The organism is Nocardioides ganghwensis (assembly GCF_014779655.1).
GTDB lineage: Bacteria > Actinomycetota > Actinomycetes > Propionibacteriales > Nocardioidaceae > Nocardioides > Nocardioides ganghwensis.
Genome location: NZ_JACXYX010000005.1, coordinates 261,269 through 285,865, shown reverse-complemented (window position 1 = coordinate 285,865; position 24,597 = coordinate 261,269). Strand labels below are relative to the sequence as shown.

Below are 24,597 nucleotides of genomic sequence, written 5' to 3'. Positions count from 1 at the left end.
GCACCATCCTGCCTCGCCGGTGGCGCTCCTCACACCGTCCGGACAGGTCGGCTCACGCAGCGGGTGTGACGGTGCCGCCGGAATAGCGGCCGCGCGGCGCCCGTTGGACCACGTCATGCCCTCCCTCTTCGAGCCCCTGTCCCTCGGCGCCGTACGCACGCAGAACCGCGCCTTCATGGCGCCGCTGACCCGGATGCGCGCGACCGTGCCGGGCGACGTGCCCAACGACCTGATGCGCGAGTACTACGTGCAGCGGGCGAGCGCGGGCCTCCTCATCTCCGAGGGCACGCAGGTCAGCCCGGAGGGCAAGGGCTACATGGACACCCCCGGCATCCACAGCGACGAGCAGGTCGCGGGCTGGCGGAGGGTCACCGACGCGGTGCACGAGGCGGGCGGCCTGATCGCCGCGCAGCTGTGGCACGTCGGCCGGGTATCGCACGAGTCGTTCCACGACGGCGCGCTGCCGGTCTCGGCCAGTGCCGGCCCCTACCGCAACCGCACCACCGTGCGGGGTGAGGACGGCCGTCCGACGCGGGTGGCCTGCCCGGTGCCGCGCGCGCTGGACCTCGAGGAGATCCCGCGGGTCGTCGAGGACTACCGGCGGGCGACGGTCAACGCCCGCGAGGCCGGCTTCGACCTCGTCGAGATCCACGGCGCCCACGGCTACCTGCTGCACCAGTTCCTCGCCGCGGACAGCAACCTGCGCACCGACCCGTACGGCGGGCCGCTGGCGAACCGCGCGCGGCTCGTGCTCGAGGTCACCGACGCCGTGGTCGGCGCGTGGTCGGCGGACCGGGTGGCCGTACGGATCTCGCCGATCGGGTCCTTCAACGGCACCGAGGACCCCGAGGGCGCCGAGGCCGGCCTGTACGTCGCCGGCGAGCTCGCACGCCGCGGCCTGGCGTTCCTCCACCTGTCCGAGCCCGACTGGGCCGGCGGCCCCGAGCTCGACGACGACTACCGCCGGGCCCTGCGCGCGGCGCACCCGGGCCCGATCGTCGGCGCGGGCAACTACGACCTCGCCAAGGCCGAGCGGCTGCTCGACGCGGGCTGGATCGACGCTGCCGCCTTCGGCCGGTCGTTCATCGCCAACCCCGACCTGCCGCGTCGGCTGGCCGAGGGGCTGCCCCTCAACCCGCCGCGCCCGGAGTCCTTCTACGGCGGCGACGCCGAGGGCTACACCGACTACCCGGCACACGGCGCGGCCTGAGGCGTACGGCCACGTCCGGGCGACCTCGTTATTGCGTCGTCCGGACGGGGCCCGACCGCTTAGGGTCGTCGGTGACATGCAGGACTTCCCACCCCGGACCGCGACGTTCTTCTCGGGTTCAGACGCCGCCCCCTCCCCGGACCCCGACACCCGGACGCCCGCCGCTTTCCTGAGGTGGGTGCTGGGCCAGCAGAAGGCGCTCATCGCGCTCTCCTCGCTGTGCTACTCGCTGTGGTTCCTGCCGATGACCCTCGGGCCGTGGATCTTCGGCCGCGCGGTCGACGACGGCATCGTGGGCGGCTCGACGGCTGCGCTGCTCGGCTGGGCGACGCTGCTGCTCGGCGTGGTCCTGGTCGGCGCCGTCTTCGGCATCGTGTCCCACACGCTCGTGGTGCGCACCTGGCTCATCGGCCTCTACGGCGCGCTCGAGATGGTCACCCGCAAGGTCGTGCAGATGGGGCACGTGCTGCCCCGGCGCTCGCCGACCGGCGAGGTGCTGAGCGTGGCCTCCAGCGACTCCGACGAGTTCGGTGCGCTCACCGAGATCCTGGCCCGGACGGTCGGCCAGCTGGTCTCCTACCTGACGGTCGCGTTCATCGTGCTGACCATGTCGTGGCAGCTCGGCCTGCTCACGCTGGTCGCGGCACCGGTGCTCGTCGGCGCCGCGCTGCCGCTGCTGCGGCCGCTGCACCGCCGCCAGCAGCTGGAGCGCTCCCGTACGTCCGACCTCACGTCGCTGGCCACCGACATCGTCGCCGGCCTGCGGATCCTGCGCGGCATCGGCGGCGAGCAGACCTTCGGCGCCAACTACGACCGCCAGTCCCAGTCGGCCAAGGAGGCGGGCGTCGCCGCCGGCATCTGGCAGGCCGTCGTCGAGGCCGTGGGCGTGCTGCTCTCCGGCATCTTCCTCGTCGCGCTGGTCTGGCTCGGCACCCGGCAGGTCGAGGCGGGCACGCTGACCGTCGGCGAGCTCATCACCTTCCTCGGCTACGGCCTGTTCATGGTCGGGCCGATCCGGACGTTCTTCGAGTTCGCGCAGAAGGGCGTGCGCTCGATGGTCAGCGCCCGCAAGGCCATCGCGATCTTCGAGCAGCGACCGCCGTGGCGAGCCCCGGCCGAGCCGGTCGCGCTCGACGGCACCGGGGCCCTCCACGACACCACCAGCGGCCTCACCGTGCAGCCGGGCATCCTCACGGTCGTCGTCAGCGCCGTCCCGGAGCAGAGCTCCGCCCTGGCCGACCGGCTCGGCCGCTACCTGCCCGCCGACACCGAGCCCGTCCCCGTCGACGGCGACGACGGCGTGCGGGGCCGGGCCGCCCGACGCGCCCGCGCCGAGAAGGCCCGCGAGCGTGCCCGGATCGCGGCGCTCGACGAGGAGCGCGCCGGCCACGACTGGGGCGTCACCCTCGGCGGTGTCGACCTGGCCCGCGCCGACCTGGCCGACGTACGCCGCCAGGTGCTCGTCAGCGACACCGGCAGCCAGCTGTTCGCCGGCACGCTCCAGGACGCCGTCGACCCGCACGGCCGGCTGACCCGCGAGCAGGCCGAGCACGCCCTCCGCGTCGCCAACGCCGAGGACGTCTACGACGCGCTGCCCGAGGGGTGGCAGGGCCAGCTCGACGAGCGCGGCCGCGGCCTGTCCGGCGGGCAGCGCCAGCGCGTCGTCCTCGCCCGGGCGATCGCGGCGGACCCGCCGGTCCTCGTGCTGGTGGAGCCGACCTCGGCCGTCGACGCCCACACCGAGGCCAGGATCGCCGAGCGGGTCGCCGGGACCCGCAGGGGCCGCACCACGGTGGTCACGACGGTCTCGCCGCTGTGGCTGCACCACGCCGACCACGTCGTGCTGCTGCACGACGGCACCGTGGTGGCCGAGGGCCGGCACGCCGACCTGCTCGCCGTCGACGACTACCGCCGCGTGGTCGCCCGCGCGCTCGACGAGGAGGAGGCCACCCGATGAGCACCGGCCTCAGCCATGACCCCCTGGCCACCTCCGCCGCGACCTGGCGCGACCGCACCGAGGACCCGCCCGCCATCCCCGACGAGCTGCGCCCTCCCCAGGGCGTCGGCGTGCGCGAGCGGCACCGGGCGCTGTGGCAGCGCCACGCCCTGCGCCGCCAGCGTGCCGAGGACGTCTACGCCGCGTCCCGCAACCCGGCCCGCGGCTGGCCGGTGTCGGGCAACCGCGCGGTGCTCGCCTTCTTCGGCGACCTGGTGCGCAGCCGCAAGAAGTCGTTCGCCCTGCTCGTCGCCCTCAACGCGCTCGCCGCCGGCTCCGCGCTGGTCGTGCCGCGGCTGCTCGGCGAGCTGGTCAACCGCGTCCAGACCCAGGGGGCCGCCGTCGAGGGCCTCGACACGCTGGCCCTCGTCGTGGTCGGCGTGGTCCTGCTCCAGGCCCTCTTCACCTTCGGCGCCCAGCGCACCTCCACCCACTTCGGCCAGGACCTCCTCGCCTCGGCACGCGAGTACATCGTCGGCACGATCCTGCGCCTGCCCGTCGGGCGGGTGGAGGGTGCCAGCACCGGCGACCTGGTCACGCGCGTCACCCGTGACGTCGGGACCATGGCCCGCAGCGTGCAGTGGGGCGTACCCCGCCTGCTGATCTCGCTGCTGACGGTCCTGCTCTCCGTCGTGGCGATGCTGCTCAACTCCGTGGTGCTCGCGGTGCCGGCCCTGCTGGTGTTCTCGCTCTGCACGCCGGCGGTGCGCACCTACCTGACGCGCGCGCCCAAGGCCTACATCACCGAGGGCGCGACCTACTCGCGGATCAACACGACCCTCACCGAGACCGTCGAGGGCGCCCGCACCGTCGAGGCGCTCGGACTCTCGGCCGCGCGGGTGCGCGCCGGCTCCGACGACATCGAGGTCTCCGCGCAGGCCGAGCGCTACGGCATGACGCTGCGCAACGTGCTGTTCGCCGCCCTCAACGGCGCCTTCCAGGTGCCGCAGGTCGTCACGCTGCTGGTGGGCGCGTACGCCTACGGCCGTGGCTGGGTCGACCTCGGGCAGATCACCGCGGCGATGCTCTACGTGGTGGCGCTCAGCGAGCCGCTCGACGCCGTCATCGGCGAGGTCGACCGGCTCCAGGTCGGTGCCGCCTCGACCAGCCGCCTGCTCGGCATCGCCGAGGTCCAGCCCGACCGCGAGCCCGGCGACCGGCTGCCCGACGGGGTCGAGCTGGTCGGGGAGGACCTGCGGTTCGCCTACCGCGAGGGCCACGACGTGCTGCACGGCGTCGACCTGCGGCTGCGTACGGGCGAGCGGCTCGCGGTGGTCGGGCCCAGCGGCTCGGGCAAGTCGACGCTCGGGCGGCTGCTCTCGGGCATCAACCGTCCCCGCACCGGGTCCGCGCGGGTGGGCGGCGTCGACCTGGTCGACCTGCCGCTGGAGGTGCTGCGCACCGAGGTCGCCCTGGTCACCCAGGAGCACCACGTCTTCATCGGGACGGTGCGCGACAACATCGTGCTCGCGCGCGAGGACTCCTCGGACGACGCCGTGCGCGAGGCGCTGCGCGCCGTCGGCTCGCTCGCCTGGGTCGAGCGGCTGCCCGACGGCCTCGACACGATGATCGGGTCCGGGCGCTTCGCCCTCACCCCGGCGCAGGCCCAGCAGGTGGCGCTCGCCCGGCTGATCATCGCCGACCCGCACACGCTCGTGCTCGACGAGGCCACCTCGCTGATCGACCCGCGCACCGCCCGCACCCTCGAGGGCTCGATGAACAACCTGCTCGAGGGCCGCACCGTCGTCGCGATCGCCCACCGCCTCCACACCGCCCACGACGCCGACCGCATCGCGGTCGTCATGGACGGCCTCGTCGTCGAGCTCGGCAGCCACGACGAGCTGATCGACCTCGACGGGGAGTACGCCGCGCTCTGGCGGGCCTGGACCTCCTGAGGGACCTGCCGCCACCCCGGCAGCGGGCGGTCCTCAGGCGGGGGCCGAGGTGCGTGAGGCGTGCAAGTGCCAGCGCCAGCACGCCCAGCCGAGGAGCACGCACACGGCCGCGGCCACAGCGAAACCGAGGACGGAGCGACCGGCGTACGGCGCGAGGACGGCCGCGCTGACGGCGTTGAACACCAGCGTGACGAACGCTCCCGCCGACATGACCGCACCGCGACGGGTGGGGACGAGGTCGAGCATGAGCAGCTGGATGTTGGGGTAGGCCAGGCCGTTGCCGAAGGCGACCAGTGCGACGCCCGCCGCCGCCCACGGCAGCACCTCGCCGGCGGGGGTCAGCGCGACGACGACGCCGAGGAGCGCACCGGCGGCACTGGCGGCGTACCCGGCGGACACCAGCTGCGAGCTGGTCACGAGCGGGCCGAGGCGCCCGCTCAGGACCGAGCCGACCACCATCGCCCCGATCATCGGGACGAACAGCTTCCAGAAGTCGAGCTCGCCCTCGCCCAGGAGGTCGACGACGAAGATCGCGGCGCCGCCGATGTAGAGGAACTGGGCGCCGAAGACCAGGGTGCCCGCCCACGCCATCCGGTGGAAGGCCGGCACCGCCAGGACCGCGCCGAGTCCCGCGACGACCTCGCCGACGCGCAGCGGGACCCGGCGCTCGGGCGGGTGGCTCTCGGGCAGCAGCGCGAGCGAGCCCACCAGGAGGACCAGTGCGAACGCCGCCATGAACCAGAACACCGTCTCCCACGGGCCGACCTGCACCAGCAGCCCACCCACGACCGGCGCGATCGCCGGCGCCAGTCCGAAGATCACCGCGACCTGGCTCATCAGGCGCTGCGCGTCGGCGCCGTCGAACAGGTCGCGGATGATCGTGCGGCTCACGATCGTCGAGCCGCCCGCCGCCAGCCCCTGCACGACCCGCCCGGCGAGCAGCCACTCGAGGGTCGGCGCGAACGCGCACGCGACGGAGGCGACGGCGTACGCCGCGAGGGACCACACGATCACCGGCTTGCGGCCGACCGCGTCCGACAGCGGTCCGTGGAAGACGCTCATCGCCGCGAACGCCAGCATGTAGGCGGTCACCACGAGCTGCAGCTCCCCGGCGGAGACGTCGAGGGCGTCGCCCATCTGCGAGAACGCGGGGAACGGGGTGTCGATGCTGAACGGGCCCAGCATCGCCAGCATGGCCAGCACGAACGGGATCAGCGCCAGGGTGCCGCGGGCCGGACGGGTCCCCGGCGCGCTGGTCATGCGTCGAGGCTACGGTCCAGGTTGATCACGGCGCTGATCAGGCTCAGGTGGGTGAAGCCCTGGGGGAAGTTGCCGAGCTGCTCGCCGTTGAGCCCCACCTGCTCGGCGTACTGGCCGAGGTGGTTGGCGTAGGTGAACATCTTCTCCAGCGCGAGGCGCGCGTCGGCCAGCCGACCGGCGCGGGTGAGGGCCTCGACGTACCAGAACGAGGCCAGCGAGAACGTGCCCTCGCCGTCGGCGGCCGGGACACCGTCGTCGAACGCCTCCGGGTCGTAGCGCAGCACGAGGCTGTCGGACACCAGGCGCTCCTCGACCTTGGCGAGGGTGGACAGGAACCGCGGGTCGTCGGGCGCGAGCATCTTGACCATCGGCATCAGCAGGGCGCCGGCGTCGAGCACGTCCCCGCCGGCGAACGCGGTGAAGGCACCGAGCTCGTCGTTCCAGCAGTCGGTCATCACCCGCTCGTAGATCGCGTCGCGGGTCGCGGCCAGCTCGGTCAGGTCGCTCGGCAACCCACGCCGCCGCGCCACCCGCATCATCCGCTCGACCGCGACCCAGCTCATGACCAGTGAGGTGGTGTGGGTGCGCGGCTCGGCGCGGATCTCCCACATGCCGGCGTCGGGTCGCTCCCAGTTGTCCATCAGCCAGGCCACGATGCGGCGCAGGTCCGACCACGCGTCGTGGCTGATGCCGCGCCCGTGCTTGTCGAAGAGGTAGACCGAGTCGATCAGCTCGCCGTAGACGTCGAGCTGCAGCTGGTCCACGGCGCCGTTGCCGACGCGTACGGGCCGCGAGCCGCGGTGGCCCGCGAGGTGGTCGAGCTCGCGCTCGTGGGGCAGGTTGCCGTCGAGGTCGTAGAGGACCCGCAGCGGGCCGAGCTCGTCGTCGCCGTCCTCGGCCGCCTCGCCCAGCCGCTCGGAGAGGAACCGCACGAAGGCCGCCGCCTCGTCGGTGAAGCCGAGGCGCAGCAGGGCGTACACGCTGAACGCGGCGTCGCGCACCCAGACGTAGCGGTAGTCCCAGTTGCGGGTGCCGCCGATGCTCTCGGGGAGGCTCGTGGTCGGGGCGGCGATGATGCCGCCGGTGGGCTCGTGGCACAGCAGCTTGAGGGTGAGCGCGGAGCGGTCGATCCACTCGCGCCACCGCCCGGTGTAGGTGCTCTGCGACAGCCAGGAGCGCCAGAAGGCGGCGGTGGCGTCGAACAGCTCGTCGACGTCGCCCTCTCCGCACCCGCTGGCCGGCTCGTCGGGGGCGAGGACCTCGAGCACGAACAGGGCGGACTCGCCCGCGCGCAGGGACAGCCGGGCCGAGGCGGAGCAGTCGTCCACGTCGAGGTCCACGGTGCTCGACAGCGCCAGGTGGACGTCGCCGTCGGCGAAGCGGACCACGCCGTCCGCGACGTCGAGCCCGGGCTCGGTCGTGCCGTAGTCGGGGCGCGGCGCCATCGACATGGCGAGGTCGACCGACCCGCGCAGCCCGACGACGCGGCGTACGAGGCGCTGCCGGTGGTCGGGGTCGTGGGCGCGCAGGACGGGCATGAAGTCGTGGACCTCGACCACCCCGCGCTCGGTCATGAAGCGGGTGATGAGGATGTTGGTCTCGGGGTGGTAGTACTGCTGGCTGCGGGCGTCCTCGTCCTCGGGACGCAGCCGCCACGACCCGGCGCCCGGATCGATGATCGACGCGAAGACGCTCGGGGCGTCGAACCGGCCCGGGCAGAACCAGTCGATGGTGCCGTCGGTCGCCACGAGCGCGGCGGTGCGCAGGTCACCGACGAGGCCGTGCTCCGCGATGGGGAGGGCCGCGGGACCGCTCCCCCTGTCACGACCCATCGGAGTCCCCGCGCCCCAGCCGCCAGCCGCCGTCGGGCAGGCCGACGGCTTCCTGCGGCCCCCACGACCCGGAGGCGTACGGGCGGGGGTCCGGGCGGTCGTCGAGGACGGGCTGGCAGACCTCCCAGAGCCGGCGGGTCTCGTCGGCGTGGGCGAACAGCGTGTGGTCGCCGTGGAGCACGTCGAGGAGGAGGCGCTCGTAGGCCTCGAGCGGCTCGTCGTGCGGGAGCTCGTCGCCCAGGTCGAGCCGCATCGTGGCCGGGGCCAGCTCCATCTCCGGGCCGGGACGCTTGCCGAGCAGGTCGACGTGCACCTGCGCCTCGTCGGTGAGCTCGAGGACGAGCTCGGCCGGCGCGAGGCCGGTGCCGAACACCGACGACTCCGGCTCGCGGAAGCGCAGCGTCACCGTGCGCCGGGTCTCCGCCATGGCCTTGCCGGTGCGCAGGTGGAAGGGCACGCCGCGCCACCGGTCGTTGTCGACGAAGGCCTCGAGCGCCACGAAGGTCTCCACGTCGGAGTCCTCGTCGACGTCGTCCTCGTCGCGGTAGCCGTCGTACTGGCCGAGCACGACACGCGACGGGTCGAGCGGGCGTACGTCCGCGAACACCGCGGCCCGCGCACGACGCACGGCGGTGGCGGACCACTCCCCCGGGTCCTCGAGCGCGACGGCGCCGAGGATCTGGAAGAGGTGGGTGGAGACCATGTCGCGCAGCGCGCCGGTCGACTCGTAGAACGAGCCCCGACCCTCCATGGCGAGCGTCTCGGGGACGTCGACCTGGACCGAGGCGATGCTGTGGCGGCTCCACGCCGGCTCGAACAGCGCGTTGGCGAACCGCAGGGCGAGCAGGTTCTGGACGGCCTCCTTGCCGAGGAAGTGGTCGATGCGGAAGACCTGCTCCTCCTCGAACACCTCGTGCACGTCGTCGTCGAGCTCCTCGAAGGACTCCAGGTCCAGGCCGAAGGGCTTCTCGATGACCAGGCGGGCCCGCTCGGCGAGGCCCTCGCGACCGAGCATCGCCACCATCCCGGACATCGCCGTCGGCGGGACGGAGAGGTAGACGAGGCGGAGCACGTCGTCGCCGAGGTCCTCCTCGACCTCGCGCACCCGGGCGGCGAGGTCGCTGCCGTCGTCGGCGTCGGAGGTGCGGAAGGAGGTCCGCCCGAGCAGCTCGCGCGCGACCTCCTCGTCGAGGTCGTCGACGGAGTCGCGCAGGCCCTCCATCACCTCCGCGCGGAAGTCGTCGTCGGAGCCCGGCGAGTGCCGCCCGCTGCCGATCACGGCGTAGTCGCGCGGCAGCCGGCCGGCAGCGGCCAGGCGGTAGAGGCCGGGGAAGAGCTTGCGGGCGGCGAGGTCGCCGCGGGCGCCGAAGAGGAGCAGGACGCAGGGCGGGAGGTCGGCGTCCCCGCTTCCGTTCTCGGGGGTCGTCATGCCGGCCACGCTAACGACCACCCGAAGGAAGGGGGCCGCGGCGACGGTGCGCTCAGCTGTTGCTGAAGACCGCCGGTCCGCCGTCGTCCCCGGAGGCAGGACCCGAGGGGCCGGGACCGCGCCCGGCCCAGGTCCAGGCGTACGCCGGGTCCTGGACCGCGAGGCCGCCCTCGCCGAGCTCGAGGGGGGCGAAGGTGTCGACCATGACGGCGGACTCCTCGAAGTACTGCACGCCGAGGGACGCCTCGATCGCGCTCGGCTGCGGGCCGTGGGCGTGGCCGCCGGGGTGCAGGCTGATCGAGCCGATCCCGATGCCCGAGCCCTTGCGCGCCTCGTAGTCGCCGCCGACGTAGAACATGACCTCGTCGGAGTCGACGTTGGAGTGGTAGTAGGGCACCGGGATCGCGAGCTCGTGGTAGTCGACCTTGCGGGGCAGGAAGTTGCAGATGACGAAGTTCCAGCCCTCGAAGACCTGGTGCACCGGCGGCGGCTGGTGGACCTTGCCGGTGATCGGCATGTAGTCCTCGATGTTGAACGTGTAGGGGTAGAGGCAGCCGTCCCAGCCGACCACGTCGAAGGGGTGGGTGGCGTAGGTCAGCCGGGTCCCCACGATGCCGGCGCTGGTGCGGTGCTTGACCAGCACCTCGACGTCGGCGCCATCCGCCTGGAAGGTCTCAGTGGGACCGTGCAGGTCGCGCTCGCAGTAGGGCGCGTGCTCGAGCAGCTGGCCGAAGCGCGAGAGGTAGCGCTTGGGCGGGTGGATGTGGCTGTTGGCCTCGATCGCGTAGAGGCGCGAGGCCTCGGCCGGCACCCAGCGGTGGTCGGTCGCCCGCGGGACCACGACGTAGTCGCCGGACCGGTAGGGCACCACGCCGAAGACCGTCTCGACGGTGCCGCTGCCGGACTCGACGTAGACGCACTCGTCACCGATGGCGTTGCGGTAGAGGGGGGACGGCTCGGTGCCCGTCACGACGTAGGCGATGCGGACGTCGTTGTTGCCGAGGACCAGCCGGCGCCCCTCGACCGGGCACTGGCCGGTCGACAGGTCGTGCAGCTTGAGGTGGCGCGGCTTGAGCGGGTGGTTGGGCGTGCGCGTCTGGTCGGCGAGCTCCCAGACCGTGCTGTCGGTGATCGCGCTCGGGACGCCACGGCGGTAGAGCAGCGAGGAGTCGGAGGAGAAGCCCTCCTCGCCCATCAGCTCCTCGCGGAACAGGTGGCCGTCCTCGTCGCGCAGCTGGGTGTGGCGCTGGCGGGGCAGCCGGCCGAGTGCTCGGTAGTAGGCCATCGTACGATCCCATCATCCGATTATCGGACTCTTACGTCCGTTATCTGGTGGTTAGAGTAGTCCCGTGACGCCCTCCCCACCACCTGTCGACCCCGCACCCGTCCCTCCCGCCGACCCCTCGGGCTTCCCCGCGGAGTGGAGCGGCCTCGTCGACGACGCAGCCGTCTTCCCGCCGGGCGACGCCCCTCTCCACGACGCGACCGCGGCGTACGCCGCCCGCCGCGAGGAGTGGTGGGCCGACCTCGTCGGCAGCTTCGTGCTCCGCGACACCGACCTGCCGCTGGTGCGCGGCTTCGCCGGCCCGCTCTCCGTCGTCGTGACCGGGGGCGCCGGCCAGCTGGCCGGCCCGCTCGGTGCGGCGGCCAGGCTCGGGCTGGACGTCGCGGCGGTCGAGATCGTCGTCCGCGACACCGACGACCCGGTCGGCAACGTCCGCCGCATCGACGCCGCGGCACGAGACGCCGACCTGGAGGTGCCCCTCTTCATCGAGCTCCCGGGGCCGCCGACCGCCACGTGGCTGGCGGCGGCCGACGAGGTCGCCGCGTGCGACCACCGGCTCAAGCTGCGACTCGGCCACGTCGACCACGACCTCGTGCCCGACTCCGCGACCGTGGCGGCATGGATCGACGCGGCCCTCGACCGCGAGACCGGGTTCAAGGCCACCGCCGGCCTGCACCGCGCCGTGCGCCACGACCCGGAGGGCGGCGGCATGCACGGCTTCCTCAACGTGGCCGCCGCGACGAAGGCGTTGTGGGACGGCGGCTCGGTCGACGACACGATCGCGGTGCTCGAGGAGCGCGACGGCGCGGCGCTGGCCGCGGGCCTGGCCGACGGCGGCGTCGCCGCCGCCCGCCGCTGGTTCACCTCGTTCGGCTCGTGCTCGGTCACCGAGCCCCGTGACGACCTGGTCGCCCTCGGGCTGCTGCCCCACCGGAAGGACGCCTCATGAGCACACCCGCCACCCCGAGCAGCTGGGTCGAGGGAGCCGCCGGCTCCGGCTTCGACGTCGACCACCTGCCCTACGGCGTGTTCGCGCGCTCCGGCGAGCGACCGCGGGTCGCCGTACGGATCGGCGACCAGGTGCTGGACCTCAGCGTCGTCGCGGCCGCCGACATGGTCGACACCCACGAGCTGTTCGACCAGCCCACCCTCAACCCGTTCATGGCGGCCGGGCCCGCCGTCTGGGACTCGACCCGGGCCTGGGTGACCGGACTGCTCACAGACCAGACCGAGCGCGACCTCGTCGAGCCGGCGCTGGCGCCGCTCGACTCGGTGACGATGCTGCTGCCGTTCACCGTCGGCGACTACGTCGACTTCTACGCCTCCGAGCACCACGCGTCCAACGTCGGCCGGATGTTCCGCCCCGACGCCGAGCCCCTGCTCCCCAACTGGAAGCACCTCCCCGTCGGCTACCACGGCCGCTCCGGCACGGTGGTCGTCTCGGGCACCGACGTCGTCCGCCCGTGCGGGCAGCGGGTGTCGACAGGCTCAACCGACGGAGGTGCGCCCCAGCCGACGTACGGCCCGTCCCAGCGCCTCGACATCGAGGCCGAGCTCGGCTTCGTCGTCGGCGTGCCGTCGGCGATGGGCGAGCGCGTCGCGACGTCCGACTTCGCCCGGCACACCTTCGGCGTCGTCGGCCTCAACGACTGGTCGGCGCGCGACATCCAGGCCTGGGAGTACGTCCCGCTCGGACCGTTCCTCGGCAAGTCGTTCGCCACCTCGATCAGCGCGTGGGTCACGCCGCTGGCCGCTCTCGACGCGGCGTGGACCGAGCTGCCCGGCCAGGACGACCCCGAGGTCCTCGACTACCTCCGCGTCGACGGCCCGGCCGGCCTCGACATCGAGGTGGAGGTCGTCCTCGACGGCGAGGTGGTCGCCCGCCCGCCCTACCGCACCATGTACTGGTCGCCCGCGCAGATGCTCGCCCACACCACGGTCAACGGCGCGAGCGTGCGCACCGGCGACCTGTGGGGCTCGGGCACCGTGTCGGGCCCCGAGCGGGACCAGCGCGGGTCGCTGCTCGAGCTGTCGTGGGGCGGCAAGGAGCCGTTCACCGTCGCCGGGCGCGAACGCACCTTCCTCGAGGACGGCGACGAGGTGACGCTGCGCTACACCGCGCCCGGCACCGGCGGCGGCCGGATCTCGCTGGGCGAGGTCACGGGGCGCATCCTGCCCGCCCGCTGACGTCTCCTCGGGCGTCGGCGTCCGTTCACCGGTCCGTTCACCTGGTTGCGCCAGCGTGCGCGCATGCGCATCGCCCAGCTCGCCAACTTCGTCGGACCTGCCTCGGGAGGGATGCGTACGGCGCTGCGCGCTCTGGGTGCGGGGTACGTCGCCGCCGGCTGCGAGCGGCTGCTCGTGGTGCCCGGTCCCGAGGACGCCCGCACCTCGACGCCGCTCGGCGACGTCGTCCAGCTCCGCGCCCCACGCGTCGGCGGCGGCTACCGGCTGATCGTCGAGCCGTGGCGGGTGACCGACGTCCTCGAGCAGTGGCGGCCGACGTCGATCGAGCTCAGTGACAAGCTCACCCTCCTGCCGGTCGCCCGCTGGGCGCGCCGCAGCGGGGTCGGGTCGGTGCTGCTGTCCCACGAGCGGCTCGACGACATGCTGGCGCTGCGCACCGGCCTCGACGCGACCTCCAAGGTCTCGGTCGGCCTGCTCAACCGGCTCCTCGTGCGCAGCGTCGACACCGTCGTCGTCACCTCCGACTACGCCCGCCACGAGTTCGCGACGGTCGCCGGCGCCGCGGGCTGCCCCGTCGTACGCGTCCCGCTCGGGGTGGACCTCGAGACCTTCCGTCCGCACCCGCGTGGGCCCGTCGAGGTGCTGCGGCTGGTGCACGCCGGCCGGCTCTCCCGGGAGAAGAGCCCGCACCTCGCCGTCGCCACGGCGGTGGAGCTGCACCGCCGCGGCGTACCGGTCCGGCTGGACGTCTACGGCGTCGGCCCGCACCGCGACGAGCTGGTCGGGCTGGCCGGCTCCGCGCCCGTGCGGTTCCGGGGGTACGTCGACTCGCCCGCCCGCCTGAGCCGGGCGCTGGGGCACGCCGACGTCGCGCTCAGCGTCTGCCCGGGCGAGACCTTCGGCCTCGCGGTGCTCGAGGCGCTCGCGTCGGGGACGCCGGTGGTGACCGCCGACCGCGGCGGCGCACGCGAGCTGGTGGACGAGGCGTCGGGCGCCTGGGGCTCCCCCGACCCGGTGTCCCTCGCCGATGCGGTGCTCGAGGTGGCTGCCCGCCCGGTGGCGGGCCGGCGCGCCGCGGCCCGTGAGCGCGCGGCGCGCTATCCCTGGTCGGCGACGGTGGCGTCGATGCTGGAGGTCCACTCCTCGGTGCCGGTGCCGGTGCCGGTACCGGTACCGGCCGGCCGCTCCGTGACCGCCGGGTGAGCGGCGGCGGGGAGCCGCTCGGCGACCCCGTTCGGGACTTGCTGCTGGTCCTAGGCTGCTCGTCGTGAAGCAGCTCGGCCAGTACGCCGCCCCGCGGCACGTCGTCGCGCACCTCAGCGACCCCCACCTGATCGGTGGCGGGGGCCTCCACTACGGCGTCATCGACAACGTCGCCCACCTGCGGCGCACGCTCGACCGGCTGGCGGCCGTACGGCCCGCGCCGCAGGCGCTGGTGATCACCGGCGACATCGCCGACCGCGGCGAGCCCGAGGCCTATGCCACGATCCGCTCGATCGTCGAGCCGTTCGCGGCCGGGATGGGCGCCGTCGTGGTGTGGACGATGGGCAACCACGACGAGCGGGAGCCGTTCGCCCGCGGGCTCTTCGACTCCGACGACGCCGGCCCCCAGGACCGCGTGCACGAGGTCGAGGGCCTCCGCATCGTCGCGCTCGACACCAGCGTCCCCGGGCACCACCACGGTGAGCTCACGTCCGACCAGCTGGCCTGGCTGGCCGACGTCCTGGCCACGCCCGCCGAGCACGGCACCCTGCTGGCGATGCACCACCCGCCGCTCCCGCTGCCGATGCTGCGCGCCGCCGAGCTGATCGAGCTGCACGACCAGCAGGCGCTGGCCGACGTGGTCGCCGGCACCGACGTGCGCGGCATCCTTGCCGGTCACCTCCACCTGTCCACGTGGTCGACCTTCGCCGGCGTCCCGGTCTCGGTCACCTCGGCCAGCTGCTACACGAGCGACCCGGCTCCCGTCGACCGCTTCGTCTCCGGCGTGGACGCCAACCAGGCGTTCACCATGGTCCACGCCTACGACGACCGCCTGGTGCACACGCTCGTCCCGCTCGAGCGCGGCGTCGAGGTGAGCCACATCGGCTCCGACGTCGCCGAGGCGCTCGAGACGGTGCCGCTGGAGCAGGCGCGCGAGCTCGCCTCCAGCAAGACCTCCCAGTTCAACAGCTAGCCACCGACCCTGCCGAGGACCACTCCCTTGCGACTGCTGCTCATGCGCCACGGCCAGACCCACGCCAACGTCTCGGGCGAGCTCGACACCGCCCACCCCGGGCTCGACCTGACCGACCTGGGCCGCGCCCAGGCCGCGGCCGCCGCGAAGGCCCTCGCCGAGGAGCGCCTCGACGCGATCTACGTCTCGAGCCGCGTGCGCACCCACCAGACGGCCGCGCCGACCGCCGAGGACCGCGGGCTCACCCCGACCCAGCTCGACGGACTGGAGGAGATCGCGGCCGGCCACTTCGAGATGCGCAGCGACCACGACGCCGTCGCCGCCTACATCGGCTCCGTGGCGACCTGGCTCGAGGGGGACCTCACCCACCGGATGCCCGGCGCCGAGACCGGCGAGGAGTTCCTGGCCCGCTACGACGCCGCCGTCCGCACGATCGTCGAGGCCGGGCACGACGCCGCGCTCGTGGTCAGCCACGGCGCCGCGCTGCGTACGTGGGTCTCCACCCGGATGACGCCGCACCCCGACGCGCCGCCCGCCACGCAGCCGCTGCACAACACCGCGCTCATCGTGCTCGAGGGCGACGTGGAGTCCGGCTGGGAGATGGTGTCGTGGCAGGGCCACCCGGTGGGCGGCGACTTCCTCGAGGACCCGACCGCCGAGGACCCGACCGGCGACCTCGACCCCGACGGGCACGGCGAGATCGGCTGAAGCTCAGGGCTGGTCGTCGCCGACGACCTCGTTGAGCATCTCGGTGAACTCGGGACCTGCGTGGACGGACTTCGTCCCGTCGGCGTCGATCCGGGTCAGCTGCTGGTAGCCCGTCCCGTCCCACCAGTAGACGTGCGGGCTCAGCGGGCTCGGCACGTCGGCGTACCCGAGTGCGGCGAAGTGGGCCATCGCCGAGACGGCCGGGATGACGGAGGCGTCGCGGATCATGTGCCACGTCACCTGGTGCCTGTTGGGGATGCTCATCAGCCAGCCGTGACCGAGGTCCTCGTGACCGGCCAGCGTCGAGGCGAGCTCGGGCATCAGCAGGGCGCGGCTCGCCGTGTGCACGGAGTCGCCGAGCAGCGCGTGGAAGGACCCGCCACCCGGGACGTCGACCTGCTCGAGGTGCTCGACGGGGAGCGCGCGCAGGTTGCGGACACCGTGCTCACGCAGCTGCTCCCAGCCGCCCAGCCGCGACGCGTGCTCGCGGTTGTAGATCGCCACCGTCTCCGGCAGGTCGAGGGCGAGCAGCTCCAGCACGCCGGGCACGAACTCGCGGTGGGGGAAGCCGTCGAGCGACGGCATCGCGCTCTCGTCGTAGAGCCGCGCGTAGGTGTGCAGCGCTGCCTCGTCCGGGGACAGGTCCTCGAACGGGTCGGGCGCATCGAGGCTCGCGAGCACCCGGTCGACGTGCTCGGCAGCGAGTCGCGGCCACTCACGGCGGCGGGCCTCGACGCACTGGGCGGCGAGGTTCCACAGCCCGAACTGCCGACCGGCGGCGTCCACCGCGTGGTCGGGCCTCATCTGCACCTCGAGCCCGCGCTCGCCGAGGGTCGCCCCGACCAGCGCCCGGAACTCGTCGGCCTGGTCGCGCGAGAAGAAGGTCAGCGCGTCGTCCGCGGGACCCTGGTCCCGCCCCCGTGACTTCCAGAACATGCCCATGCGGGCATCCTTCACCACCACGGCGCGGGTGTCCCCGGGATCGCCCGGCTGACTACACGCCCTCGGTGCCGATGCCCGGGTGGACGAACGGCTTCCCCGCCCGCATCTGCTCGACGGAGCCGGGGTGCACCCGCGCGAGGTGGGCGAGGCCGCGGCGGCGGTAGCGCAGGGTCTGGACGACCCCGAGGGTCCAGAAGAGGTACTGCACGGCCATCGCGAGCTTGAAGTCGCCGAGCGTGTAGGACTCCATCCCGCCGCTCGCCGACAGGTCGAGCACGACGCCGATCAGCGCCATCGTCAGCAGCGAGGCGGTGAAGCCGCCGATGTTGACCAGGCCGTTGGCGCGACCGGTCTCGTGCGGCGGCGTGAACGAGCGCGCCAGGTCGAAGCCCACCATCGACGCCGGTCCGCCGCTCGCCGTCGCGAACGCCATCACGACCACCAGCCAGGTCGGTGCCACGCCAGGCCACAGCAGCACCCCGGTCCACGGCACCACCATCGCGACGACGACGCCCACCACGATCCACGAGCGGTAGTAGGGCAGTCGCGCCACCAGGCGGGCGAGGACGAGGCCGCTCACCACGGCCCACGCGGTCATCGCCATCAGCAGCGTGCTGGCCCCTCGCGTCGACCAGCCGAGCCCCTGCACGAGGAACGGATAGCCCCACAGCAGCGCGAAGACCGTGGCGGAGAACTGCGAGGAGAAGTGCGACCACATCCCCAGCCGGGTGCCGGGGTTGCCCCACACCGTACGGACCGACTGCGCCAGCGCGCGCAGCTTGACGGCCACGACGTCGGCGCGGGCGTACGGCGAGTCCTTCACCAGCGCGACCACCCCGACGAGCAGCACGACGCCGACGCTGGAGGTCAGCGCGAAGGTGCGTGTCCAGCCGAGCTCGTGGAGCAGGAACGCCAGCGGGCCGGCCGCGACGATCGCGCCGAGCTGGCCGGTCAGGCCGGTCAGCTGGGTGACCAGCGGCGCCTGCCGCACCAGGAACCAGATCGTGACGAGCCGGATCACGCTGACGAAGACCATCGCGTCGCCCGCGCCGACGACCGCCCGCGCGGCCACGGCGCCGGCGAAGGAGGAGGAGAACGCGAAGGCGAGCTGACCGGCGGTCATCAGCACCAAGCCGACCAGGAGCATGGTGCGCGAGCCGTAGCGGTCGAGCAGGACGCCGACCGGCACCTGCATCCCGGCGTACACGACGAGCTGGAGCACGGTGAAGGTCGCCAGGCTGGTGGCGCTGATGTCGAACCGGTCGGAGGCGATGATGCCCGCGACCCCGAGCGAGCTGCGGTGGAAGACGGCCAAGACGTAGACCGCGAGCGCGACGAGCCAGATGACCCAGGCGCGGCGACGACCGATGTCGTGGATCTGCTCGGCCGTCACCGCGCCAGCATGTCAGGCCCTCAGGGCTTGGCTCCCGACTCCCCCTCGACCGCGCCGGCTCGCACTCGACCCGCCACCCCGCCCGCGTCGGCGTCGGCGGCGATGCGCCCCGTGTTGGTCGGCCGCGGCGGGGGCTTCGGGGCGTCCTCCGGAGGAGCAGGAGGAGGCGGGGGCGTGGACACCCCACCCACCTCTGGGGTCGGGTCCGGCGGCGGGGGCTTCGGCGGGCCCGGGTTCTTCTTCGGAGGCACGTACCTCTTCACCGTGACCTTCCGTTGACCCGTCGTGGTGCCGGCATTGTCGAGCGTCGCTGCCACGGTGACTCTCACCTTCCAGCTTCCGGTCTGGCGCACCGTCGTCGCGAGGTCGAACCGTCCACGCTTCTTGGTCCTCGACGTCGACAGCTTGGTCCACTTCTTGCCGACCTTCCGCTGCAGGGTCACCTTGACCCGCTTGGCCGCCGGCAGAATCCGGCCCCTGACCGCGAGTGTCTGGCCCTGGACCAGGTTCTTGTCACGGATCTTCGCCTTCACCTTCGGCTGCACCCAGACGGTGACCCTCTTGGACTCTGCAGTTGGACGCCCTTGGTGCCCGGCGACGGTGAACTGGTAGATCGTGTTCGTCTTCGGAGCAACGGGGAATCCCGCGTACTGGGTGGCGTTGAAGGTCCCGCTGGCCGCAGCGGTCCGGTCACCGGTAGCGGGTTGCTTGTGGAGCGTCCCCTGACCCGAGTACCACTCGTTGGTGCCGTTGGCGAAGTGGAGGTGGCCGTGGCCGAGCAGCCAGACACGCTGTCCGTATCGGATGGTCAGGCCTTCACCGACCTCGACGTCCTTGCCGTTCGTCGACCACTCCATGTGCGCCATGAGGTGACCGGTATCCGGGGGAGGCGGAGGGGGCTTCTTCTCGAAGTCGTACGACGAGGAGTTCTCGGCATTGCCGAGAACCATCCGATCAACGAAGAACTGCTCCCCTCCACAGCCGAGAAGAACTCCGAGGCTGATCGCTTGGAACCCCGGTCCTGTCACGAACGCCTGCACCGTGAGTGGGGACTCGTAGGTGGTTGTCGTGCCCGCGTCGTACAGAGTCCAGGTGTAGGAACGGTTCACCAGGTCCAGGACCTGCCAGCCGGAGGCCGGCACGTCGACCGACGCCCAGCCGATGTACCAGGTGTCGGCATCCCAGTTGATGCGCGCGTAGGCGTGTCCGCTCGTGCCGGCCGGGGCGAGCACGTCGACGTGGTACGCGTTGAGGCTGTCGGGATTGCCTGCCAGCGTGGCCACCGGACCGGCTTCGAAGTCCGCCTGGGTGATCGACCATCCCAACGCCGAAGACCCGAGAGTCCCCCCATCGCGCTCGAACGTGTTGACCGTGGGCGGCGTCGCTCCGCTGGTGCTGCACGAGTCGCCGAGCAGCGCCATGCCGGGTGCCGAGGTGATCGGGTGGCCCGACACGACGTACGAGTTCGCGGCGGCGTGCGCGGCAGGTGGCGACAACAGTCCGATGCCGAGCACCATCGTTGCCAGCGCTGCGATCACTGTCCTGCGCATGGGGATCTCCGTCAGTCGTCGGGCGTGCGTCTCGCAGACGCTAGGAACACCCGCTGAGGTCCCGCTGAGGTCCGACCTCAGCAGCGCCTCAGCGCGGCCTCAGCGCGCTGGCCGAAGGTGTCCGCGTGCAGGACGTCTCCGAGGACTTCAGGACCATGCTGGCCGCGTTGCGGGTCGCCGTGGCCACGCCTGCCGACGCCGACCGGCCGGGCCGCCTGCGGCAACGCCTCGACGAGGCGCTCGGTCCGGACGACAGCGTGCGCCTGCGCCGGCTCGCCCACCAGGTCGTCGCAGCGTCCGAGGAGAACCTGCCGCACGACCTGCGCCGCATCACCCCGCTGACCGCGCAGTCGCTCCAGCGCCTCAGCCAGGACCTGGCCGCCGCCCGCGGGTGGACCCCGGAGGCGGCCCAGCGGACCACGCAGCTGTGGGCGTCCGCCCTGGGGTTCGGTGACCTGGCCTCCGCATCGTGGCCGCGCGACGGGTCCCCGACCCGACCACAGGGATCGGCGCCGGTGGCGACACCGCTCCCCCTCTCGGCGACGCTCCTCCCCGAGGCTCGTCCTGCCGCGCGTCCTGCCGCCGCCCGTCGGCCAGGTCCACCGCCGGGCCCCGGCCCCCGGCCGCACGAGGCGGCGCCCGCGTGGCCGCCGCTGCCGAAGAACCTCGCCCGTCACACGGCCAACCTGGCCGGCGAGCCCGCGCTGGGCGTCACCCTCGCGTACGCCGGGATGAGCCTGCCGCTCTGCCTGGCGCTCGGTGTCGCGTTGACGGTCGTGCTGTGCCTGCCCATCCTCTTCATCGGTCCGGCCGGCGGCATGCTGTCGATCGTCGCGATCGGCGGCGGCAAGCTCCTCGTCGCGGGCCTGCGACGCGGCGCCCTGGTGGCGTCGGCGAACGGCCTGGAGTTCACGCCGTACGACACGTCCCTGCGCAAGCCGAAGCCCGACCAGTCCTTCGGCGCGGTGTGGTCGCAGGTCGCGGTCGAGCAGGGCCGGGTCAGCGTGCTGAGGCTGGCCGGCCGGCGGGTCCAGGTGGGCCCGCGCAACCGCGCGTTCGTCGCCGCCGCGGCAGCACGGGCGGGGAGCCGGCGATGAGCGGCTCAGGTCTCGATCGTCGCGGTCACTCCGCCGATCTGCAGCGTCGCCCCGGGCAGGAGCCCGATGCTGCGACCGGGGCCGACCTCCTGCTCGCTCCCGTCGGGCCCGGCGACGCGCCACGTGGCGGAGGTGTGGTTGCGCAGGCCCCAGAGGTCCGGCCGCGTGGGGTGGACGACGACCTCGGCGACCGTGTCGTCGTAGGCGTAGTCGCGGCGCAGGTGGTGGCCCGTGACGCGGGTCCCCGCGTTGAGGACGAGCACCCGCGGACCGAACCGGAGCCGGACGGGCGGCGGCAGGGTCGCACCGCACGACCAGCAGGACCCCAGGGGGACTCCGTCGTCGGTGAGGTTCTCGCGCCCGCACGCACACACGACGATCCCGTCGAGCAGGCGCGAGAGGTGGGAGCGCCACACCCCCTCGCGGACCCGGCGCGAGGGCTCGCGGAGGCCGACGGTGAAGGCACGGGTGAAGTCGTCGCGCAGGTAGCGCGGGTAGAGCGGCCAGTACTGGAGGACCGCGCCGTGGACGACCGGGTCGGGCGCGTTCGAGTCGTCGTCGGGGTCGAACACGAACAGCGGCTCGGTGCCGAAGAGCTGTCGCTCCACGTCGCGGTCGAAGCACGCGTGGTCCAGCTCGCGCCGGCCCTGCAGCGGGTGGTGGAACATCAGGAGGTAGAAGATCAGCACGGACAGCGAGTAGAGGTCGGTGCCCGTCGAGGGAAGGGCGTCGCCGACCACGACCTCCGGCGCCATGAAGCGCGACGTGCCCAGCACCCGCGCCGGGTCGCGGCCGTCGATGCCGACGTTGTCGTTGTCGCAGACGAGCGGGTCGCCCGAGACGGGGTCGAAGAACACGTTGCCCAGGCTGATGTCGCGGTAGCACAGGCCCTGGGCGTGCAGCTGGAGGAAGCTGTCGGCCAGGCCCATGCACAGACGGGTGACCGTCGAGAACGGCGCGTCGACACGTCCGGTCAGCAGCTCGGCCACAGGGACGTGCCCGTCGGGGCGCAGCGGCATCACGTAGCCGAACCCGCCGTCCGGTCCGGCGACCACCTCGACCGGCCACAGGAACGCCGCGGACGGGGCCGGCAGCTGCGCGAGGCGTACGAGCGCCGCGTGCTGCTCGGGGTGGGCGGCCTCGGCGCGGTACCACTTCAGCGCCAGGCTCGGGCCGTCGCCGTCGACCGGGTCGAGGGAGAACACGGCCCCCTGGCCGCCCTCGCCGAGCAACGAGCCCACGCGCCAGCGACTGCCGTGCCGCGGGAGGTCGAGCTCGGTGCCGACGGACAGCACGCCCACCACCCCCTCTCGACGCCCAGGCGCACATCATCACCCAGGGCAGTCGGTTGCACCACAGGATCCGGCGCACGAGGAGGTCGACGATGACGGAGCGACCCGGCGCCCGGCTGGCCCGCCGCCCCCTGCACTTCTTCCTCCTGCTCGACTGCTCGGGCTCGATGGCCTCGCGCGGGAAGATGACGGCGCTCAACACGGCGGTGCGGGAGGTGCTGCCGCACCTGGCGGAGACGTCGTACGGCAACCCGCACGCCGAGGTGTCGGTGCGGGTGGTGGCGTTCTCGACCGGCGCCCACTGGCACGTCGAGGCGCCGACGCACCCCGACGAGCTGGTGTGGCGGGACCTGGAGGCCGGGGGCTACACCGATCTCGGCGCGGCGATCGACCTGCTCGGGACCGCCCTCACCGTTCCCCCCATGGAGGACCGCGCCCTGCCACCCGCCGTCGTCCTGGTCTCCGACGGGATGCCGACGGACGACTTCGAGGTGGCGATGGCGCGCCTGCTGGCGCTGCCGTGGGGGGCACGGGCCGTGCGGATGGCGGTCGCGATCGGACAGGACGCCGACTACGAGACGCTGGCCGCCTTCATCGCCGACCCCGCGCTGGAGCCGGTCACCGCCTCGAACCCCGAGCAGCTGATGATGGCGCTGCGCTGGGCCACGGTCCACGTCGCCCGTGCCGCCTCGTCGCTGGCACCCGCTGCCCCTCCACCCGTCCACGTCACCGCGTGGTCGGCCGACTCCGGTGAGGAGACGGTCTGGTGAGCGGCGCGACGACCACGGGGACCAGCGCCTGGCGAGCCGTCAGCGCCTCGCGGCGCGGGTCCGCGCACGGCGAGGGCGTGCCCAACCAGGACGCCGTCCAGGTCCGGCGCGTGGCTGGCACGCGCGGTGACGTCTGGATCGTCGCCGTCGCCGACGGCCACGGCGGCGCCCGTTACGTACGCTCCGACGTCGGTGCCCGGACGGCCGTCGACGTCGCGGTCCGGGCGGTGGCCGACGCGCTCCCCGACCGGGACGACCCGGCCGCCGTCCTGCGCGAGGTCGTGCCGCGCATCGTCGAGGAGTGGCGCGCGCACGTCGCCGCCGATGCCCGCGAGCACCCGTTCACCGAGGACGAGCGCGCTCGCGGCAGTGACGGCAGCGCCACGGCGTACGGCGCCACCCTGCTCGTCGCCGTCGTCGGCGGGCACGGGGTGGCGGTCGCGCAGGTGGGCGACGGCGATGCCCTCGTGCGCAGCCACGGCTTCGCCACCCGGCCGGTCCCCGGTGACGACCGGCTCGTCGCCGGCGAGACCACGAGCCTGTGCCTGGACTCCGCGGTCGACGACTTCCGGTACGCCGTGGTGCCCGACAGCGCGGAGCCCGACCTGGTGCTGCTCACCACCGACGGCTACGGGAACTCCTTCGCCCAGGCCGACTGGTGGCACGGCCTCGTCGACGACCTCGCCACGTTCGTGGTGCGCTCCGGCTTCGACCGCGTCGCCGACGAGCTGCCCGGGTGGCTCGAGGAGTCCGCACGCGTGGGCGGGGACGACGTGTCGGCAGTGCTGCTGGTGCGTGACTCGCTCGCCGACGACCGCGTGCTGACCCCGCCACGCACCCGTGAGCTGGCCGAGACGTCCGAGGAACCAGCGGTTGCCGGCGCTGCGACGGGCGGCCCGCCGCGACGCGCAGGGCTCGTCGCCGTCATCGCCGCGGCGGCCGCGGTGCTGGGCGTCGTGGCCACGCTCTTCCTGCTCGGCCCCGGGCGGTCGGAGGCACCGCCCGTCGAGCCCACGGACCCGACCACCTCGCTGACGCCCACCCAGCCGCGGGACGGGACGCCCACGAGCGAGGGGACGAAGAAGTCCGACCGTGGCGACACCGAGGGCACGTCTCCCGGCAAGCCGAAGAAGAAGGAGGGCGGACAGGGCGGCGACGGCAAGGACGACGGCGGACCTGCGAAGCCCCTGTCCGGCCAGGAATGACGGGCCCGCCCGCACCTCAGCGACGCCTCAGCGCCCCACGACACAGTCGTCCCACCGCCGGCTCCGGCGGACCAACCAGGCACATCACACACGGAGGTAGGAACCATGGCACGCATCGGTGGAGAGCTCGAGCAACTGGTCACCCTGCGCGGCGTCTTCGACCGCGAAGCAGGATCGGTCGACGAGCTGACGCGCAGCATCAGGGGCCAGCTGGCCTCGACGACGTGGGAGGGCCCGGCCGCGGACCGCTTCCGCCAGATGTGGGACGGCGAGTTCGAGCCGAGCCTCTCCAAGCTCCGCACGGCCCTCCAGGACGCCGCGATGGAGGTCTCGCGCCGCCGCGAGGCTCTGATGCAGGCAGGCAGCTGAC

Annotated in this window: 20 protein-coding genes; 12 read left to right on the top strand and 8 right to left on the bottom strand. The window is 73.3% G+C overall.

Features of this window, described 5'->3' with window-relative positions; all coding sequences use genetic code 11:
- Positions 1 to 115 precede the first annotated feature (115 nt).
- From nemA to IEZ24_RS08365, 3 genes are all read left to right on the top strand, one after another.
- Positions 116 to 1,210, top strand: coding sequence for an N-ethylmaleimide reductase (gene nemA / locus IEZ24_RS08375; RefSeq protein WP_129456198.1), 1,095 nt, complete (start codon positions 116 to 118; stop codon positions 1,208 to 1,210).
- Positions 1,211 to 1,286: 76 nt separating this feature from the next.
- On the top strand, positions 1,287 to 3,167 hold the full coding sequence (locus IEZ24_RS08370; RefSeq protein WP_129456197.1) for an ABC transporter ATP-binding protein: 1,881 nt from the start codon (positions 1,287 to 1,289) through the stop codon (positions 3,165 to 3,167).
- Positions 3,164 to 5,101, top strand: coding sequence for an ABC transporter ATP-binding protein (locus IEZ24_RS08365; protein ID WP_129456196.1), 1,938 nt, complete (start codon positions 3,164 to 3,166; stop codon positions 5,099 to 5,101). The genes IEZ24_RS08370 and IEZ24_RS08365 overlap by 4 nt, the downstream gene beginning before the upstream one ends.
- 33 nt (positions 5,102 to 5,134) lie before the next feature.
- Here IEZ24_RS08365 and IEZ24_RS08360 read toward each other — a convergent pair whose 3' ends face one another.
- Genes IEZ24_RS08360 through IEZ24_RS08345 form a run of 4 tightly spaced genes read right to left on the bottom strand, consistent with a single transcriptional unit; the run spans position 5,135 to position 10,907 of the window.
- On the bottom strand, positions 5,135 to 6,361 hold the full coding sequence (locus IEZ24_RS08360) for a multidrug effflux MFS transporter (protein ID WP_129456195.1): 1,227 nt from the start codon (positions 6,359 to 6,361) through the stop codon (positions 5,135 to 5,137).
- Entirely contained in the window at positions 6,358 to 8,193 is a 1,836-nt protein-coding gene (locus IEZ24_RS08355; protein WP_129456194.1) for a glycoside hydrolase family 15 protein, read from the bottom strand. Before IEZ24_RS08355 ends, IEZ24_RS08360 begins: the two co-directional genes overlap by 4 nt.
- Positions 8,183 to 9,622 (bottom strand): glucose-6-phosphate dehydrogenase, encoded by a 1,440-nt coding sequence (gene zwf / locus IEZ24_RS08350; RefSeq protein ID WP_129456193.1) that lies wholly within the window; start codon positions 9,620 to 9,622, stop codon positions 8,183 to 8,185. Before zwf ends, IEZ24_RS08355 begins: the two co-directional genes overlap by 11 nt.
- A gap of 52 nt (positions 9,623 to 9,674) precedes the next feature.
- On the bottom strand, positions 9,675 to 10,907 hold the full coding sequence (locus IEZ24_RS08345; RefSeq protein WP_129456192.1) for a homogentisate 1,2-dioxygenase: 1,233 nt from the start codon (positions 10,905 to 10,907) through the stop codon (positions 9,675 to 9,677).
- A 64-nt stretch (positions 10,908 to 10,971) separates the two neighbouring features.
- Here IEZ24_RS08345 and IEZ24_RS08340 point away from each other — a divergent pair, with 64 nt between their 5' ends.
- From IEZ24_RS08340 to IEZ24_RS08320, 5 genes are all read left to right on the top strand, one after another.
- Positions 10,972 to 11,856, top strand: a complete 885-nt coding sequence (locus tag IEZ24_RS08340; protein WP_129456191.1) for a hypothetical protein — start codon at positions 10,972 to 10,974, stop codon at positions 11,854 to 11,856.
- Complete coding sequence (fahA, locus tag IEZ24_RS08335; RefSeq protein WP_129456190.1) at positions 11,853 to 13,094, top strand: fumarylacetoacetase; 1,242 nt, start codon at positions 11,853 to 11,855, stop codon at positions 13,092 to 13,094. The genes IEZ24_RS08340 and fahA overlap by 4 nt, the downstream gene beginning before the upstream one ends.
- A 63-nt stretch (positions 13,095 to 13,157) precedes the next feature.
- Positions 13,158 to 14,297, top strand: a complete 1,140-nt coding sequence (locus tag IEZ24_RS08330) for a glycosyltransferase (protein WP_165356145.1) — start codon at positions 13,158 to 13,160, stop codon at positions 14,295 to 14,297.
- Between the two features lie 64 nt (positions 14,298 to 14,361).
- Entirely contained in the window at positions 14,362 to 15,270 is a 909-nt protein-coding gene (locus IEZ24_RS08325) for a phosphodiesterase (protein ID WP_129456189.1), read from the top strand.
- A 27-nt stretch (positions 15,271 to 15,297) separates the two neighbouring features.
- Positions 15,298 to 15,978 carry a histidine phosphatase family protein gene (locus tag IEZ24_RS08320; RefSeq protein WP_129456188.1) on the top strand — a complete coding sequence of 227 codons (681 nt, stop codon included), beginning with the start codon at positions 15,298 to 15,300 and terminating at the stop codon, positions 15,976 to 15,978.
- Positions 15,979 to 15,981: 3 nt separating this feature from the next.
- Here IEZ24_RS08320 and IEZ24_RS08315 read toward each other — a convergent pair whose 3' ends face one another.
- The 3 genes from IEZ24_RS08315 to IEZ24_RS08305 are packed head-to-tail and all read right to left on the bottom strand — an operon-like array spanning position 15,982 to position 19,863.
- Complete coding sequence (locus tag IEZ24_RS08315) at positions 15,982 to 16,920, bottom strand: hypothetical protein (protein WP_129456187.1); 939 nt, start codon at positions 16,918 to 16,920, stop codon at positions 15,982 to 15,984.
- Positions 16,921 to 16,972: 52 nt separating this feature from the next.
- A complete protein-coding gene (locus IEZ24_RS08310; RefSeq protein WP_129456186.1) occupies positions 16,973 to 18,313 on the bottom strand; it encodes an MFS transporter in 1,341 nt (446 codons plus the stop codon).
- A gap of 20 nt (positions 18,314 to 18,333) precedes the next feature.
- Positions 18,334 to 19,863, bottom strand: coding sequence for a hypothetical protein (locus IEZ24_RS08305; RefSeq protein WP_129456185.1), 1,530 nt, complete (start codon positions 19,861 to 19,863; stop codon positions 18,334 to 18,336).
- Positions 19,864 to 19,988: 125 nt separating this feature from the next.
- Here IEZ24_RS08305 and IEZ24_RS08300 point away from each other — a divergent pair, with 125 nt between their 5' ends.
- Entirely contained in the window at positions 19,989 to 20,960 is a 972-nt protein-coding gene (locus IEZ24_RS08300; protein WP_129456184.1) for a hypothetical protein, read from the top strand.
- 5 nt (positions 20,961 to 20,965) lie between these two features.
- Here IEZ24_RS08300 and IEZ24_RS08295 read toward each other — a convergent pair whose 3' ends face one another.
- A complete protein-coding gene (locus tag IEZ24_RS08295) occupies positions 20,966 to 22,261 on the bottom strand; it encodes a protein kinase domain-containing protein (protein WP_129456183.1) in 1,296 nt (431 codons plus the stop codon).
- An 83-nt stretch (positions 22,262 to 22,344) separates the two neighbouring features.
- Here IEZ24_RS08295 and IEZ24_RS08290 point away from each other — a divergent pair, with 83 nt between their 5' ends.
- From IEZ24_RS08290 to IEZ24_RS08280, 3 genes are all read left to right on the top strand, one after another.
- On the top strand, positions 22,345 to 23,022 hold the full coding sequence (locus IEZ24_RS08290; protein WP_129456182.1) for a vWA domain-containing protein: 678 nt from the start codon (positions 22,345 to 22,347) through the stop codon (positions 23,020 to 23,022).
- On the top strand, positions 23,019 to 24,227 hold the full coding sequence (locus IEZ24_RS08285; RefSeq protein ID WP_129456181.1) for a protein phosphatase 2C domain-containing protein: 1,209 nt from the start codon (positions 23,019 to 23,021) through the stop codon (positions 24,225 to 24,227). The genes IEZ24_RS08290 and IEZ24_RS08285 overlap by 4 nt, the downstream gene beginning before the upstream one ends.
- Before the next feature lie 105 nt (positions 24,228 to 24,332).
- The gene (locus IEZ24_RS08280; protein ID WP_129456180.1) at positions 24,333 to 24,596 is read left to right on the top strand and encodes a WXG100 family type VII secretion target; all 264 of its coding nucleotides are present in this window, start codon (positions 24,333 to 24,335) and stop codon (positions 24,594 to 24,596) included.
- Position 24,597 lies beyond the last annotated feature (1 nt).